This window comes from Acidobacteriota bacterium, assembly GCA_003696075.1.
Classification (GTDB): Bacteria; Acidobacteriota; Polarisedimenticolia; order J045; family J045; genus J045.
In genome coordinates this window covers 1-15,765 of record RFHH01000078.1, presented here as the reverse complement: position 1 = coordinate 15,765, position 15,765 = coordinate 1, and the positions used below count along the sequence as shown (strand labels likewise).

Below are 15,765 nucleotides of genomic sequence, written 5' to 3'. Positions count from 1 at the left end.
GCGGCCGCGGGCCGCCGCGCTATCCTGGCGCCGTGCGGATTCTCTACTTCGTCCAGTACTTCAATCTCCCCGACGAGCCCGGCGGCTCGCGCCCCTATCAGTTCGCCCGTCAGTGGGCCCGGGCGGGCCACGAGGTGACCGTGGTCACCGGGGCGTTGAATCACAAGACGCTGACCGTCCCGGAGCGTTTCCGCGGCCGGCTCATCGCCCGCGAGACCATCGACGGCGTGCGCGTGCTGCGGGTCTGGTCCTACGCCGGAATCCGCGGCTCCTTCGGCCGCCGGCTGCTGAACTTCCTCAGCTACGCCGTGACCGCGACGCTGGCCGGCCTGATCCGCGCGGGATCCGCGGACATCGTCTACGCCTCGTCCACCCCGCTCACGGTCGGCCTGCCCGGGGCGCTCACGGCCGCCGTGCGCCGCGCGCCGTTCGTCTTCGAGGTCAGGGACCTCTGGCCCCAGTCGGCGGTCGTCGCCGGCGTCCTCCGGAAACGGGGGCCGCTCACCCTGGCCGCTCGGTGGTTCGCCTGGCGGCTCTACAGGCGGGCGGCGCGCGTGGTGGCGGTGACCCGCGGCATCGAGTCGGGGCTGATCGACGAGGGCGTTCCGCCGGAGAAGGTGCTCTTCGTCCCGAACGGCGTGGACGACTGGATGCTGGAGGCCGGGGAGCGGCCGGTGCCCGAGCGGCCGGATCGCTTCCGGGTCGTGTACTGCGGGGCGCACGGGCGCTGGAACGGGCTCGACCAGATCCTGGAGGCGGCCGAGCTCCTGCGCGAGGATCCGGTGGAGTTCGTTTTCATAGGTGACGGCGACGAGCGTGCCCGGCTCGAAGAGCGGGCCCGCCGCGCCGGACTCGACCACGTGCGATTCGTCGGGGCGGTTCCCAAGCGGGAGGCCTTCGAACAACTCCGCGCCGCTTCGGCCAACGTGGTCGTCACCTGGCGGCACCCCTTCCAGCGGATGGTCCTCGCCAACAAGATCTTCGACTATCTCGCCGCCGGCCGTCCCGTGATCGTGGCGGCGGAAGGGGAGATGGCGGAGCTCGTCCGCCGGGCGGGCTGCGGGCTGGTGACCCCGCCCGAGGATCCCCCGGCGCTCGCGCGGGCGGTCCGCGAGCTGGCGGCGATGCGGGAGGAGGAGCTGGCGCGCCTCGGATCTTCGGGGCGCCGCTACGCGATCGAGAACTTCCACCGCGGCGAGCTGGCGTGGCGTCTCCTGGAAGTGTTCGGAAAGCTGGCGGGCCGGGACCCGCGCGAACCCTCATCCGCGCCGGGGCCAAGGCTCGTCGCGGATCGAGAGGCGGGCGACGCCTGATGGCCGAGATCGCGATTCCGTGGGGTGCGTGGCACTGGGAGGGCGAAGAGCGGCTCCCGCTGCCCCCCGGCTGGCGCGTCGAAGCGGCCGCTCCGGGTGACGAGCCGGCCGGCCCTTCGCTGGAGGAGGCGCTCGCCGCTCCCGTCGGGGCCCCCCCGATCGACGAGCTGGCGCGGGAAGCCGTGCGGCGGCGGGGGGATCGGGCGACGGCGGCCATCGCGGTCGAAGATCTGACGCGGCCGGCACCCGCCGGGAGGGCGCTGCGCGCGATGCTGCAGCGGCTGGAGTCGGGGGGCATCCCCCCTCACCGGGTTCGGGTGATCCTCGCCGTCGGGGCCCACGCTCCGGCGACCGGGCCGGAGCTCCGCATGAAGCTGGGCGAGTTCGCCTGTGAGCGGTGCGACGTATCGAACCACAATCCCTACGAAAACCTCGTCGACCTCGGGCGCTCGCCGGCAGGTCTGCCGGTCCGCATCAACCGCGCCTTTCACGAAGCGGACGTGAAGCTCGCGCTCGGCTCCGTGATGCCGCACCCGTACGCCGGATTCGGCGGGGGTGGCAAGATCGTCCTGCCGGGGCTGGCGGGGATCGAGACCCTCGAGGCGAATCACCGCCCCGCCGTCACCGGCCTGGCCGGCGCGGGTGTGGGCGTCGTGGAGGGGAATCGCGCGCGGGCCGAGATGGAGGAGATCGCCCTCGGAGCCGGCCTCCAGGCGGTGCTGAACATCGTGCCGGGCCCCCGCAGGCGGCCCTTGGGGCATTTCTACGGCCACCCGGTGTCGGCGCACCGGCACGCCGTCCGGTTCGCGCGGAAAGCCCTGGCCGTTCCGGTGGCCCCGGGCGCGGATGCCGCGCTGCTCAACGCGTACCCGAAGGATGTCGAGCTGCTGCAGGTCGGCAACGTGTTCAACGCGTGGCGCGCGGCGCCGTTCCCTCTCGTGCGCGAAGGCGGCACGGTGGTCGTCACCGCGGCGTGCCCGAAGGGCGTCGGTCATCACGGCCTTCACGGGCCCGGGATGCGTCTCTACCGGCGACCCGTGGAGCGGCCCTACCTCGCCGGGCGCGAGCTGGTGGTCTACGCCCCGAATCTCGCCACGCGGGAGGTGCGGCACTCGTTCTGGAGCGGCTACCCGCACGCGCGGCGCTGGCGCGAGGTGCTCGAGCTCCTTCGGCGCCGGCATCCGGGAGGAGGCCGGATCGTGGTCCTCCCCACCGCACCCCTGACGCTGCCACGGGCGGCCCCGCAGGAGGCGGAACGGTGACGCGACCGCAAGGACCGCCCGATACCTTCTACGTGCGCCACGGGAAACGGTGGCTCGATCTCGCCGTCTCGTTGCTCGTCCTGATTCTCCTCGGGCCGCTGATGCTGTTGATCGCTCTCGCGATCAAACTCGAGGACGGCGGACCGGTCTTCTACCGGCAGGAGCGGATCGGCCAGGGAGGGAGGCCGTACAAGCTCACCAAGTTCCGCTCCATGGTGGTCGGGGCGGAGCGGATGGGGGCGGGGATTCTCGTGGAGAGGAACGACCCGCGGGTGACCCGCGTGGGGAGGATCCTGCGCAAGCTCAGCCTGGACGAGTTGCCGCAGATTTTCGACGTGATCCGGGGAGACATGTCGATCGTCGGGCCCCGCCCCGGCCTCGCCTACCAGGTGGAACTGTATGACGACGTCCAGCGACGGCGACTGACGGTCAAGCCGGGAATCACCGGGTGGGCCCAGGTCTCCGGGCGGAACGCGATCACCTGGCCCGAACGAATCGAAAAGGACCTCGAGTACATCGCGAACCTGTCCTTGGGCCGCGACTTGCTCATCCTCGCCCGCACGATTCCCGCGGTCCTCAGCGGCGCCGATCAGATCGCCGACGCCGACTACTGGAAGAAGCGCCGGGAGGAGAAGGAAGCGCGGAGCAGGAGCGGAGGGGGAGAGGGATGAAGCGTCTGGTCATCGTGGGAGCGGGTGGACACGGCCGCGGGGTGCTCGAGATCCTCCGCGCCCGCCGGGCGGCCGGCCTCCCGGTGCCCGATGTCGAAGGATTCGTCGACGACGCGGCGGCGGGGCCCGTCGGCGGCCTACCCGTCCTCGGATCGGTCGCCTGGCTCGAGGCGCGCGGTGCCACCTTCGCCGCCGTGCTCGCCATCGCCTCCTCCCGGTCGAAACGGCTTCTCTTCGAGCGCCTCGCGGCGGCCGGTGTGGAGTGGGCCGGCCCGGTCGTCCACCCTACGGCCGTACTCGGATCGGGCACGACCGTGGCGGAGGGGGCCATCGTCGGCGCCGGGGTGGTCGTGGCCTACGACACCCGGATCGAGGCGCACACCACGATCAATCTGAACGCGACGGTCGGTCACGATTGCCGCATCGGACGGTTCTCGACGGTCGCGCCCGGGGTGAACATCACGGGGAACGTGGTCATCGGGGAGGGCGTGGAGGTCCAAACCAACGCGACGGTCGTTCCCGGGATCACCATCGGCGACGGTGCCCACGTCGGGCCTGGAAGCGTGGTCCTGCGGGATGTCGCGGCCGGCGCGGCAGTCTTCGGTAACCCCGCGCGCCCGCACCCGCGGCCGGCGCGGGGGCCATCCCAATGACCGGCGCCGGCTCGCGGGGCCGGCGGGCCGGGTACTGAGCGGCGCCGTGTGGCCCCCGCTCGTCGGCGCCATCGACAGGGTCGCCGCCCTCGCCACCGGGAGGCGCTACCCGTCCTATTTCCGCCGGTTCCGGCGGATGGAAGGCTGGACGCGAGAGCGGCTCGAGGCGTGGCGGTGGCGACGGCTCCGCGCGCTGCTCGAACACGCCTACGAGACGACGCCGTTCTGGCGCGAGCAGTTCGACCGTCTCGGGGCGAAGCCGGCCGACCTGGCGGCGCCTGCCGGGTTCCGGTCGATCCCTCCCCTCGACAAGGCCACCATCAACGCCCGGCGCGACGATCTGACCAGCCGGCGCCCGGGCCGCGGGGTGCGCGAACGGTCCACCGGCGGCTCGACGGGGCACAACGTCTGGTTCCGACTCGACCGCGAAACGCAAGACCGCCGCCGGGCCGCCGGGCGGCTCACCGAGGAGTGGGACGGTGTCAGGCCGGGGACCCGGATTGCCTTCCTGTGGGGGGCGGCCCTCGACGCCGAGCCTTCCGTCGCCTCCCGCGTGGCCGACCTGCTGTCGAACCGACTCTTCCTGTCCGTCTACGGCGTGGGTGAAGAACGGCTCGCCGAGCACTGGCGGCGCCTCGAGCGCTTCCGCCCCGAGGTCATCACTTCCTACCCGTCCATCCTCCACCACCTCGCCCGCCGCATGGGACGCGAAGCCTGCCGCCGGCTCGGGGTCCGGCTGATCTACAGTTCGGCCGAGGTGTTGCAAGATCCGGTACGCGCCGACCTGGAGGACTTGTTCGGCGCGGCGGTGCGGGATCGATACGCCAGCCGCGAGTTCGGGATGATCGCCGCCGAGTGCCCGGAGGGGGGAGGGCTGCACGTGATGGACATGCGGCTCTACCTCGAGCTCGAGCCCGGTCCCGCGCCCGGGGAACCGAGCCCGATCCTCGTGACCGACCTGGACAACCGCACGATGCCGATGATCCGCTATCGGATCGACGACCTCGCGCTCCCCGCGCCGGGGCCGTGCGCCTGCGGCCGCCCGTTCGGACTCCTGTCCCGCATCGAGGGCCGCGCTCTCGACGTCGTGGTCACCCCGGACGGCCGCGCCTTCGGCGGCACCTTCTTCACGCTTCAGCTCCGCCCCTTCGACCGCACGATCGAGCGGTTCCAGGTGGTGCAGGACCGGCCGGACCACCTGGTGGTGCGGGTGGTCCCCGGTCCCGGCTACGGCCCCGCGGTGCGACAGCGGGTTCTCGACACGCTGGCGGGAGCCCTCGGCCGCACGGTCTCGGTGGAACTGCTGGAGGTGCCCGAGATCCCCCCTTCGCCGTCGGGAAAACACCGCTTCGTGATTTCGCAGGTCGGGGGCGGCCGGTCCGGGTGAGCGGAGCCGGCGCGCCGATTCCGCCAACCACCGGGCGCGGAGCGGCGAGCCGGGGCGTGCGCCCGCCTTCGCCTTCGGGGCAGAATACGGCCTCGCCCACGGGGAGAATGCCATGTTGCCGAGCCGTTCCCGCTGCCCGTTCGCCTCAGTCGGCCTCCTCGCGCTCGTCACCGCGTTGCTGGCCCCGGCCCCCACGGTCGAAGCCGGAGAGAAAAGGGCCTTCACCATCGAGGATCTCTACCGCGTCGTCTACGTGCCCGAATTCGCGTTGTCACCGGACGGCCGGTGGATCGCCTACGTGAAACGCGAGCGCGACCTCCCACGGGGGAAGCAGTACGAGGACATCTGGCTCCTGCCGGCCTCCGGAGGGGAGCCCCGGCGCCTGACGCACTCGCCCGAACGGTCGGAGTCCTCACTGGCGTGGTCGCCGGACGGGCGTTTCCTCGCCTTCGTCGCCGAGAAGGAGGAGAAGGACCAGATCTGGCTGCTGCCGATGGAGGGGGGGGAGCCCTACACGGTGACCGACATCGCCACGGGCGCCGAGGATCTCCTCTTCTCGCCCGATGGGCGGTCCATCGCCTTCACCAGCGAGGTCTATCCCGAGTGCGGAGCCGATGACGCCTGTAACCGGGAAATCGACGAGAAACGCGAGAAGGGACCGCTCAAGGCCCATGTCGCCGATCGCCTGTTCTACCGGCACTGGACCCGGTGGTGGGACGGCAAGGTCCCCCACGTGCTCGTCCTCGATCTCGAGACGCGGCAGGTGCGCGACCTGACTCCCGAGCGCAGCGGCCCCCCGCAGTTCTACCTGTGGAGTCCGCGAAGCTACGCCTTTTCACCCGATGGGAGGCGGTTCGCCTTCCAGCAGAACCCGGGTCCGCCCGAGGAGCTGGCCTGGTCGACGAACGACGACCTGTTCGTCGTGCCGCTCTCCGGAGACGCGCCGGCGCGGGACATCACGGCGGACAATCCCGCGTACGACGGGACGCCGCGGTTCTCCCCGGACGGGAGCCTGATCGCCTACCGCCGCCAGCGCCAGCCAGGCTACGAGTCGGACGAATACGAGCTTGCGGTGCGCGCGGTGGACGGCGGCGAGGAGCGGATCCTCACCGCCCACTTCGACAATTGGGTCGACGATTTCGCCTGGTTCCCCGACGGCGAAGCGCTCCTCTTCCTGGCCGAAGAGCACGGTGCGACTCCCCTGTACCGGGTTCCGCTGAACGGCGGCCCTCTCGAGAAAATCGTCGAGCACGCGACGATCGACAGCTTCGCCATCGCGCCCGACGGGAAGACCGTCTACGCCGTGCGGCGGGCGATCGCGGAGCCGCCGGAGATCTGGGCCTACGACCTGACCGGCGGCTCGCCCCGCCGCCTGACGTTCCACAACGCGAAGCTGGAGCGGGAGGTCGACATCCGGCCCGCGGAGCGCCTGTGGCTGCCCGGTGCCGGGGACTACCAGGTGGAGTGCTTCCTCATCAAGCCGCACGATTTCGATCCATCCAGGAAATACCCGCTCATCCTCAACGTGCACGGGGGGCCCCAGTCGCAGTGGGCGGACGCGTTCCGCGGGGACTGGCAGGTCTATCCCGGGGCCGGCTACATCGTCGCCTTCCCGAATCCCACCGGTTCCACCGGCTACGGCCAGGCGTTCACGGCCGCCATCTCCCGCGACTGGGGAGGGCGCGTGTATCGCGACGTGATGCGGGTCGCTGACTCCCTGGAGAAGCTGCCGTACGTGGACAAAGACAGGATGGGGGCCATGGGCTGGTCCTACGGCGGCTACATGATGAACTGGCTGCTCGGACACACGACGCGGTTCAAGGCCATCGCCACGATGATGGGCCTGTTCGATCTGCGTTCCTTCTACGGGGCCACGGAAGAGCTGTGGTTCCCGGAGTGGGACCTCGGCGGCCGGCCCTGGGACTCGCCGCTCTACGAGCGGTTCAACCCCGCCCGGTTCGCGGACAGGATGCAGACCCCGACGCTCGTGATCACGGGCGAGCTCGACTACCGGGTGCCCTACACCCAGGGCCTCCAGCTCTTCACGGCGCTGCAGCGGAGGGGCGTGCCCTCCCGCTTGATCGTTTTTCCCGAGGCGGGGCACTGGCCCGGCTGGTACGAAATGGCGCTGTACTACACGGCCCACCTCGACTGGTTCCATCGGTGGCTCGGGGGCGGCGGACCTCCCTGGTCCGTGGAGGACTTCGCCGCGAACCGGGTGTTCGACACCGAGACGGGGAAGAGGATCGACCGCGCGGGAAGCGAGGAGGCACCGCCGTCGGAACGATGAGGGCGCCCCTCCGGGTGCTGCTGATCACCGGCTCGTTGGGGCCGGGTGGAACCGAGCTCTCCGTCGAGGCCCTCGCACGCGGCCTCGCCGCCTCCGGCGCGGCCCGGCCGCACGTGGCGCTGCTGGGGGAGGGAGGCACGCGGGCGGACCGGCTGCGCGCCGCCGGCGTGCCGGTGACCGAGCTTCGACTCTCGGGGCGCCTCTGGCGCCCGGACAACGCCGTTCGGCTGCTGCGGTTGGCGGGAATCGTCCGCCGCGAGTCCATCGACGTGGTGCACACATTCCTTTTCGACGCCGACGTGTACGGGATGCTCGCGGCCCGGCTTGGACGACCGAGGGCGGTGGTGACGACCCGGCGCGCCATCAAGCGGAACCGGCCGCACCACATTCGCGGATATCGGCTCACCAACCGGTTCGCGGACCGGATCGTCGCCAACTCGGAGGCCGTGTGCCGCTTCACGCTCGAGCGGGAACGCGTCCCGCCGGAGAAGCTCGTCGTCATCCCGAACGGGGTGGACACCACGCGGATGGCGTCGGGAGACCGCGCCGCCTTCCGCCGCGAGCACGGCATCCCGCCCGATGCCGTGGTCGTCGGTACGGCGGGGACGGTGAAGCCGGTCAAAGGGCAGGCGGTGCTCGTGAGGGCGATGGAGCCGCTCCTGGCCGAGGACCCGCGGCGGCTGCTGATCCTGGCCGGAACGGCCGCTGGACCGTATGCCGAGCGGATCCGGAGGCAGGCCGCGTCCGGCCCACTGGCCGGCCGCGTCCGGCTGGCCGGGAATGTCGAGGACATCCCCGGCTTGCTCGCCGCGCTCGATCTCTTCGTCCTTCCCTCGCTCTCCGAGGGGATGTCGAACGCCCTGCTCGAGGCGATGGCCGCCGGATGCGCGGTCGTCGCCACGGACGTCGGCGGGAACCGGGAGTGCCTCGGCGACACCGGAGTGCTGGTTCCAGCTGGCGATGCGGTAGCCCTCCGGGAGGCGATCGAGGAGCTGCTCGGTGACGAGGAGCGGCGCCGCCATCTGGGCCGGCGTGCGAGGGAGAGGGCGGCTCGGCACTTCGCGATCGAGGCGATGGTCGCGCGGACGGCCGACCTGTACCGCTCGCTCCTGAAGGAAGGGCGGCGCGCATGAACTCCCGGCTGGACGTGGCGCTGGTGACCTGCCGCAGGCTTCCGGAGCCGGATCCCGATGCGCGGCCGCTCTCGGAGGCTCTCGCCGCGGCGGGCATCCGCCACGCCGTTCGAGCCTGGGACGACGAGACGGTCGACTGGAGCCGCGCGCGCCTGACCCTCTTGCGATCCTGCTGGAACTACCCGCGGCACGCGAGCCGGTTCCTCGCGTGGGCCGGCTCGGTGGCCCGGGTTTCGCGCCTGCTCAACCCGTTCCGGACCGTGCGCTGGAACCTCCACAAAGGCTATCTGTTGGAGCTGCGGCGCCGGGGCGTTCCCACGGTCCCGACGCAGCTCGTCGAACGGGGGACGCGGGCCTCGCTGGTGGAGATCCTCCGGCGGCACGGCTGGGAGCGCGCGGTGGTGAAGCCCGCGATCTCCGCGGCCTCTCTCGAAACGATCCTGGTGACCCCCGATGTCGTCGAGGAAGGGCAACGCCACCTGGAGAGGCTGACCCAGCGCGGCGATGTCCTGGTCCAACCGTACCTCGAGTCGGTCGAGGGCTACGGGGAACGGGCGGTCGTGATGATCGAGGGGAAGGTCACCCACGCGGTGCGCAAGAATCCCCGTTTCTCCGGCCAGGACGAGCGTGTGTCGGACGAAGCGGTGCCGATCGCGCCGGCCGAGGAGGAGGTCGCCTTGCGCGCGTCGAGAGCCGCGGGAGGGCCGTTCCTCTACGCGCGCGCCGATCTCGCTCCCGGTCCGGACGGCGAGCCGCTGGTGATGGAGCTGGAGCTGATCGAGCCGTCGCTCTTCTTCCGGCAGGGGCCGGCGGCTCTCGAATCGCTGGTGGCCGGCCTTCGCCGGCGGCTCGAGGGACTGGTTTGACGGATGAGCCGAGTGCGGCAGGATAGGTCGCGCCGGTGCCGCGGATCGGGGGAAGACGAATGGCCCTGGAACGGACGGTCGAGATCGACGGCGTGACCCTCCACCTTGCCCAGCCCGTCGCCCGCATACCCCGGTGGATCGGTCAGCGCGACGTCCTGCTCCAGCTTCTCGCGGCGTGGACGAAGGTCGGCCCCGAGGACCTGCCCTTGAACCCCCGTCTGCTCGGCAAGCCCGGCGTGGGCAAGACGACCCTTGCCTGCGCCGCGGCCCGCGAGCTCGGCCTCGAAGTCTACGTGATGCAGGCGACGATGGATACGCGGCCCGAGGACCTCATCGTGTCCCCGGTGCTGGCACCCGGTGGGGGGATCCGCTACATGGCCTCCCCCCTGGTCACCGCCATGGTGCGTGGCGGGGCCCTCGTCCTGGACGAGGGAAACCGGATGAGCGAGAAGTCGTGGGCCTCTCTCGCGCCGCTGTTGGACCACCGGCGTTACGTGGAGAGCCTGGTCGCGGGGATCCGAATCGATGCCAACGAGCAGTTCCGCTTCGTCACCACGATGAACGAGGACGCCTCGACCTACGAGATCCCCGAGTACATCCACTCCAGGCTGATGCCGCAGATCGTCGTCGATTTTCCCGAGGAGGACGAAGAGAGGGCGATCCTGGCCGAACATGTGCCCTTCGCCGACGAGGCGGTTCTCGCGCACGTTCTGGCGTTCCTCAGGGCCGCGCACGGAAGGGACCTGCGCTACACGGTCCGGGACGGAATCAACATCGCCCGATACGCGATGAAGGTCCTGCGGCGGGGCGACCGCTCTTCGCCGGAGGAGGCGGTCGAGTTCGCGCTGCGGGCGGCGCTCGGTGAGGATGCGGAGGAGCTCGAATTCTGAAGCGAGGACGCGGCGGCGCACCGCCCGCCGCTCCCGTTCGGCGGGGAACGTGAGGACATGAGACTCGATCCCGGCCTGCTCGCACCCGAGGTGGGGCCGGGGATCCGGCTGTTGCCGGTGCTCCACGAGAGCGTCGATCTCGCCGCCGTGGTTCGCGCGGTGCTCGACACGCTCGAGCCGGCGGTGGTGGCCGTCGAGCTGCCGGACACGATCTCCGGGGCGGTGCGCCGCGCCGTCCGGCGACTGCCGCGCGTGTCGGCGGTGGTGTCGCAGGAGGGAGCGGAGGAGCCTCTCGTCTGGTTCTGCGCACCCGGAGACCCCTTGGCGGAGGCCCTGCGCTGGGCGGAGGAGCGGGGCGCGGCGGCCGCCTTCATCGATCCGGACATCCCTTACCGGACGAGCCACGCCGACCCGCTGCCGGACGCGCACGCGGCCTTCGTTCTCGGTCCCGAACGCTTCCTCGCGCTGGTCGCCCGGGCGCTGGCCCGGCGTCCCGCCGCCCCGGAAGACCGGGCCCGCGAGCGGGGCATGGCCTGGCGGCTTCTCCGCATCGCCGCGTCCGCCAAGGGCCTCGTGCTGGCGCTCGTGGGGGCCGCGCACGCCGAGCGGATCGCGTCGGACCTGAAGGGCCCCCTCGCGCGCCCGCTGGCCAGGACCGCCCGCCGAGAGGTCCATTGCCTGCACGTCCATCCCGACTCGCTCCCCGGCGTGCTGCGGGAAGCCCCCCTCGCCCACGCGGTCTGGGAACGGTTGCGCGGCGGCACCGTCCCGGCGGCTCCTCCGGTCGACCGGGTCGCGGCCCGGCCGCTCACGCTGGTCCGGGGCGGCTTCCGGGTCCTGGCGGGGGGCCGGACGCCCGGCGCCGAGGACTCCCGCCGGCGCCTCCTCGTCGACGCCGCGGCGGCGGCCGCCGCCCGCCCCCTGGGGCGCGGCTTCGCGCTCGACCGGATGCTCCTGGGAGCGTTCCTGTGGAAGGTCGCCGCGCGGTCCTACGAGCGCCGCGCCGGCGAGACGGTCCGGACGTGGCAGCGGCGCCTCTTCTTCGACTTCGCGCGCCGGTACGCGCGGGTGGAGGGCCTGTTGGTCCCCGGCCTGTACGAATGGACGGTCGCCGCTCGCGGTGTGGCCGACGACAATCTGGCTTGGGAGCTCTACGACGCGGCCCGCACGTATCCGTGGCAGGACAGCGAGGCCGAACTGCCGACGGCCCGGGTCGAAGGCGGCCTTCTCGACCTGGGAACGCGGAAGGTGCGGTTCCGCAGGCGGTTCTTCCGGGTCAAGGACCGGCCGGTGAGGCTTCCGGTTCGACGGCGCCCGGAAGCCGACAACCCCGCGCGGTGGCTCGAAGCCTTCGACGACGCCGACATCTGCTCCTTCCCGCCGGAGGATCTCGTCATCGAGGACTACGGCCGCTTTCTCCGGCGGAAGGCGGTCGCGATCCTGTCGGCCGAGCGCGCCCGGGTGGAACCGTTCTCGACCAGCCTGCTCGACGGCATCGATATCCGGGAGACGATGCGGAGGTTCCACGAGGGGAAGGTCTGGGTGCGCGAGCTGCTGCGCGTGCCGGGCGGCGCGGGCTCCGTGGTCGTGATCTTCGATCGCGACCGCGACGACACCCGCTTCCCCTTGCGCATGACCTGGCTCGGAGAGAGCGAACAGGAGTCCGACATGGCCTTCTACGCCACGGACCCGACGCAGCACGTGGTGGGGCCGGGGATCATGCGCGCGACCTACGGCGGGTTCCTGATGACCATGCCCCCGGGCCGGCTGTTCGACGTTTGGATCGATCCCGATTACGCGGCGGCGCGGGAGAAGGCGGAGGTCCTGATCATGGCCGCCGTCGACTACAGCCGGGAGAAGCTCGTCGTCCACGTCGCCGAAAGGCCGCCCGCGGAACGCCTCCGTGCCTACGCGGCCTCCCAGGGCAAGCGCATCGTGCACATTCCACTGGCCTCGCTCTCTCCGGTCACCCTGAGGAAGATCCGCGTGGTCCATCTGCTCGCGGGACGGGACAAGAGGCGGATCGCCCGCGACTACATCTGGTGACGCTCCGCGCCCCGCGACGCGCTCAGATCCGGATGGAGCGCCGGCCGAGAAGATCGAGCCGGGTGCCGCGCACCTCGTCCGGCGGGAGGACCCGCCCGTCCCGGGTGCGGAAGCGCACCGCGTCCGCCGGGCACTGCACGATGCACGCGCCGCACCAAAGGCACCGTTCCGGGCGCTCCCGCACGGCCTTCCGGCGGCGCCCATCCATCCGGAGGACGCCCCGCGGGCACACGAGCAGGCACTCGCCTCCTCCGGTGCAGCGGTCCGGGAGGAGCTCGACGTCGAGGCCCTTCCGGAACCGGTTGACGGTACTCGGCATGAGGGGGGTCGTCCCGGCCAGGTCGATCGACAACACGGCCATGGCGGCCCCGAGGACGAGCAGCAGCACGACGGCTCCGCCGGGCGATGCCGCGCCCGCCAGCGCGAGCATCCCTTCCCCCGCGACGGTTCCGGCCAGCGCGGCACCGGCGTACACCACCGCGCCGGACGCCCCTTGCACCGGCAGGCGTCCCGCCGCGAGGAACAGCGCTCCCACCAGGACCGGAACCAGCAGCGCCGCCGCCAGCCCGACCGGCCAGCCCCCTGCCAGGCCGGCGACCGGCCCCGCGATCGCCGTCATCGGACCCGCCCACACGGCCGCCATCTCGAGGCGATCGGCGGGGGAAAAGCGCACCTCCCGCTCCTCGCGAGTCGCCCGCAGCCCCCGTCCGAGGAACGCCGGGAGATCCTCGGCCCGGACCGGCCCCCAGACGACCTTCCAGCCGGTCGCCTCGGCCACCTTCCGGCGCTCCACCCCGGGGGCCGCCAGTTGCGGGAGGACGATCCGGCGGTGGCGGACCTTCTCGTCGAGGCGGGCCGCCCGGATCGCGGTAATGACGTCGTGGTGGGTGAGGTGGCCTCCGCCGGCGGCGCACCACACGTTGATGCCCCGGCTGTCGGCGACGAGCAGCCAGGCGTCGACGCCGCGAAGGGCGCGCAGCACGCGGCGGACGGTGAGCGTGTAGTTGCCGGTCAGGAGCACGGGGGAGTCGGGCCCGGGCCGGCCCACCGCGAGCAGGCCGGTCGGCGCGCGGTGCGGGAACATGCGCAGCACGGTGTCCCGCAGCGATCCCGCCAGCTCCCGGAGCCGGGCGCGTCGGCTCACCGCTCCTCCCGGCGTGCGGCGAGGATCGCCAGCCCTCCGCGCCGCTCTCTCCGCTCGATGGCGAACCCCGCCGCGCCGAGTTCGGCCTCGAGGTCGGCGATCGGCCGCGACGCCGCGGCGCAGGCCAGGCGCGTCGCTGCGGCCAAGGGGGCGCGGGCCAACCGGTAGAGGACCCGTCGCGGCCCGGGACGGGGAAGCACCTCGTCCGCCACCACCAGGCGGCCTCCCGGGCGGAGCAGGCCGTGCACGACGCCGAGGACATAACCGCGCTCGGGCGGCTCCATCTCGCTCAGGCAAAGGCAGGAAACGGCCGCGTCGAAGCTCGCGGGGGAGAACCGCTGCGCCAGCTCCCCGGCGCCGGCCTCGACGAACCGGACGCGCCCGCCCCGCGCTCGGTCCTGGAGCTTGTTCCGCGCCACCGCCAGGAGGAGGGGGTCGTGATCGACGGCGATCACCTCCGCACCCCGGGCCGCGCAGGCGAGGCTCAGCTCCCCCGTGCCGCATCCGAGGTCGAGCAACCGGACGCCCGGCGCTGCGGCGAGAGAGGCGACCCTCAGGCGCACGCCGTCGATCCGACCGAGAGTCAGGACCCGGAGGCCGATGTCGTACCGCCTCGGCGACGCCTCGAACAGGCGCATCAGCACGTAGGTGCTCACCGGGGGTCTCCTTCCCGTCACCCGCCTGCCCGAAGGATAACCCCCTCCGGGACCAAGGGGGTCAAGGCGGGCGCCTCGCGGCCGATGAGGCCCCCGGAGGAGAGTTCCGCGGAGGAGAGCCCCATGAACGTGTCCCTGGACGCCCTGACGCCGCAGGCGAACCCGATCGCGCCTGCCCCGGCGGCCGATCCGGCCAGCCGCCCTGTCTCCGAGCCCCGCACGACGATCCCGGAGAGCCCCGGATCGACGCCGGCTCCGGCGGCCCCCTCACTGGAGCTCGAGACGGCTCTGGACATCCGGATCCGCCTGACGTTCGCGGAAGGTTCCGGACACCTGCGCTTCAAGGCGGTCAAGAAGGCGGTGAAGGAGCTGGGCAAGGCCCTGCGCCGCCAACTCGACGAGGAGGCCCGCCGGCTCGGGCTGGGCGAGGAGGAGAGGAAGGCGCTCAAGTCGGTCGGCAAGAAGCTGGCGAAGATGCTCGAGAAGGCCGTCAAGGCGGCTTTCCGCGGCAAGGTCGAGCACGACGGCGACGAGGACGACGCGGCCCCGGCGGCGCTGGCCCGCGCCTTCCGGAAGGTCTCCGCCGCGCTCGCCGAGGCGGCCGACCGCCTGGCCCCCGAGGCGGATGCGCCCGCTGCGGAGCCGGAGGCGGCGCCGCTGCAAGCGGCCCCGGCGGAACCACTCCCGGTCGCGCCCGCGGACGGGACGCCCGCCGGCGCACCCGTCCCGGCGGCTCCGGATCCCTTCGCCGCGGCAGCATCGACGTCCGGACCGGACGAGGTTCCGGCCGAGACCCCGGCGCCTGTCGGGGATCCGTTCGCCGCTCGCCTGGGGGAACTCCTCGGGCGGTTCCTGGATCGGCTCCGGTCGCTGCTCGAGCCGGCGGTCGCGGATCGAGCGGAGACCCCCGCGCCCTCGCCGCCGGCACCGCCGGCCTACGCGTCCTTCGAGGTGGCGGTCGGCTTCTACGCGCGGGTCAGCGTCACGGGCTCCGCGTCGGCCGGAGCGGGGTTGGATCAGGCGGTGTGACGGCGTCCCGGGGTTCGGCCGGGGGCGCGGCCCCCGGCCGAGCCAGCTCGGCCCAGAGGGCGATCGTCCTTTCCACCATCGCGGGAACGCCCCATCGCTCCGCCAGGGCCTGCCGCCGCGCCGCGACCCGGGCTGCGAACGAATCCCGCCGCGCGATCACCTCGCAAAGCGCCTCGACGTACCGATCCGGATCTCCGGCGGGAACGACGAACCCGGTCTCGCCCGGCGCAACCATGTCGCGGATGTCCCCCACGTCGGCGGCGACCACCGGCGTTCCCGCCGCCAGCGCTTCGAGAACGACATTCGGGCAACCCTCCGAGTCGGAGGTGAGCACGAGGGCGTCCGCAGCGCCGAGCAGGGCGGGAACGTCGGAGCGCGGCCCGAGGCCGCGGGCGGCCGTCGCGGCGAGGTCGGGAGCCAGCCGC

Annotated in this window: 14 protein-coding genes; 11 read left to right on the top strand and 3 right to left on the bottom strand. The window is 72.4% G+C overall.

Features of this window, described 5'->3' with window-relative positions:
• Nucleotides 1–32 precede the first annotated feature (32 nt).
• The 10 genes from D6718_05120 (at nt 33) to D6718_05075 (ending at nt 12,511) form a co-directional block, all read left to right on the top strand.
• Nucleotides 33–1,313, top strand: coding sequence for a glycosyltransferase WbuB (locus D6718_05120; protein RMG46677.1), 1,281 nt, complete (start codon nt 33–35; stop codon nt 1,311–1,313).
• Nucleotides 1,313–2,575 (top strand): DUF2088 domain-containing protein, encoded by a 1,263-nt coding sequence (locus D6718_05115; GenBank protein ID RMG46676.1) that lies wholly within the window; start codon nt 1,313–1,315, stop codon nt 2,573–2,575. The genes D6718_05120 and D6718_05115 overlap by 1 nt, the downstream gene beginning before the upstream one ends.
• On the top strand, nt 2,227–3,246 hold the full coding sequence (locus tag D6718_05110) for a sugar transferase (GenBank protein RMG46675.1): 1,020 nt from the start codon (nt 2,227–2,229) through the stop codon (nt 3,244–3,246). Before D6718_05115 ends, D6718_05110 begins: the two co-directional genes overlap by 349 nt.
• Nucleotides 3,243–3,899, top strand: a complete 657-nt coding sequence (locus tag D6718_05105; GenBank protein RMG46674.1) for an acetyltransferase — start codon at nt 3,243–3,245, stop codon at nt 3,897–3,899. The genes D6718_05110 and D6718_05105 overlap by 4 nt, the downstream gene beginning before the upstream one ends.
• The gene (locus D6718_05100) at nt 3,823–5,286 is read left to right on the top strand and encodes a phenylacetate--CoA ligase family protein (protein ID RMG46673.1); all 1,464 of its coding nucleotides are present in this window, start codon (nt 3,823–3,825) and stop codon (nt 5,284–5,286) included. Before D6718_05105 ends, D6718_05100 begins: the two co-directional genes overlap by 77 nt.
• Nucleotides 5,287–5,398: 112 nt before the next feature.
• The gene (locus D6718_05095; protein RMG46672.1) at nt 5,399–7,576 is read left to right on the top strand and encodes a S9 family peptidase; all 2,178 of its coding nucleotides are present in this window, start codon (nt 5,399–5,401) and stop codon (nt 7,574–7,576) included.
• Nucleotides 7,573–8,709: a glycosyltransferase gene (locus tag D6718_05090; GenBank protein ID RMG46671.1), complete on the top strand. Its 1,137-nt coding sequence runs from the start codon at nt 7,573–7,575 to the stop codon at nt 8,707–8,709. Before D6718_05095 ends, D6718_05090 begins: the two co-directional genes overlap by 4 nt.
• Nucleotides 8,706–9,575, top strand: a complete 870-nt coding sequence (locus D6718_05085) for a hypothetical protein (GenBank protein ID RMG46670.1) — start codon at nt 8,706–8,708, stop codon at nt 9,573–9,575. Before D6718_05090 ends, D6718_05085 begins: the two co-directional genes overlap by 4 nt.
• A 65-nt stretch (nt 9,576–9,640) precedes the next feature.
• Nucleotides 9,641–10,465 carry a MoxR family ATPase gene (locus tag D6718_05080; GenBank protein RMG46693.1) on the top strand — a complete coding sequence of 275 codons (825 nt, stop codon included), beginning with the start codon at nt 9,641–9,643 and terminating at the stop codon, nt 10,463–10,465.
• 57 nt (nt 10,466–10,522) lie between these two features.
• Nucleotides 10,523–12,511: a hypothetical protein gene (locus D6718_05075; protein RMG46669.1), complete on the top strand. Its 1,989-nt coding sequence runs from the start codon at nt 10,523–10,525 to the stop codon at nt 12,509–12,511.
• A 22-nt stretch (nt 12,512–12,533) separates the two neighbouring features.
• On the opposite strand, the gene D6718_05070 is transcribed toward D6718_05075, so the two are convergent.
• Both D6718_05070 and D6718_05065 read right to left on the bottom strand, forming a co-directional pair.
• Complete coding sequence (locus D6718_05070; protein ID RMG46668.1) at nt 12,534–13,655, bottom strand: 4Fe-4S dicluster domain-containing protein; 1,122 nt, start codon at nt 13,653–13,655, stop codon at nt 12,534–12,536.
• Nucleotides 13,652–14,311: a class I SAM-dependent methyltransferase gene (locus tag D6718_05065; GenBank protein RMG46667.1), complete on the bottom strand. Its 660-nt coding sequence runs from the start codon at nt 14,309–14,311 to the stop codon at nt 13,652–13,654. The genes D6718_05070 and D6718_05065 overlap by 4 nt, the downstream gene beginning before the upstream one ends.
• Before the next feature lie 123 nt (nt 14,312–14,434).
• On the opposite strand from D6718_05065, the gene D6718_05060 reads away from it, so the two are divergent.
• Nucleotides 14,435–15,340, top strand: coding sequence for a hypothetical protein (locus tag D6718_05060; protein ID RMG46666.1), 906 nt, complete (start codon nt 14,435–14,437; stop codon nt 15,338–15,340).
• Here D6718_05060 and D6718_05055 read toward each other — a convergent pair.
• The coding region (locus D6718_05055; GenBank protein ID RMG46665.1) for a glycosyltransferase at nt 15,294–15,765 on the bottom strand (472 nt) is incomplete at its 5' end. The two genes, D6718_05060 and D6718_05055, sit on opposite strands and share 47 nt — an antisense overlap.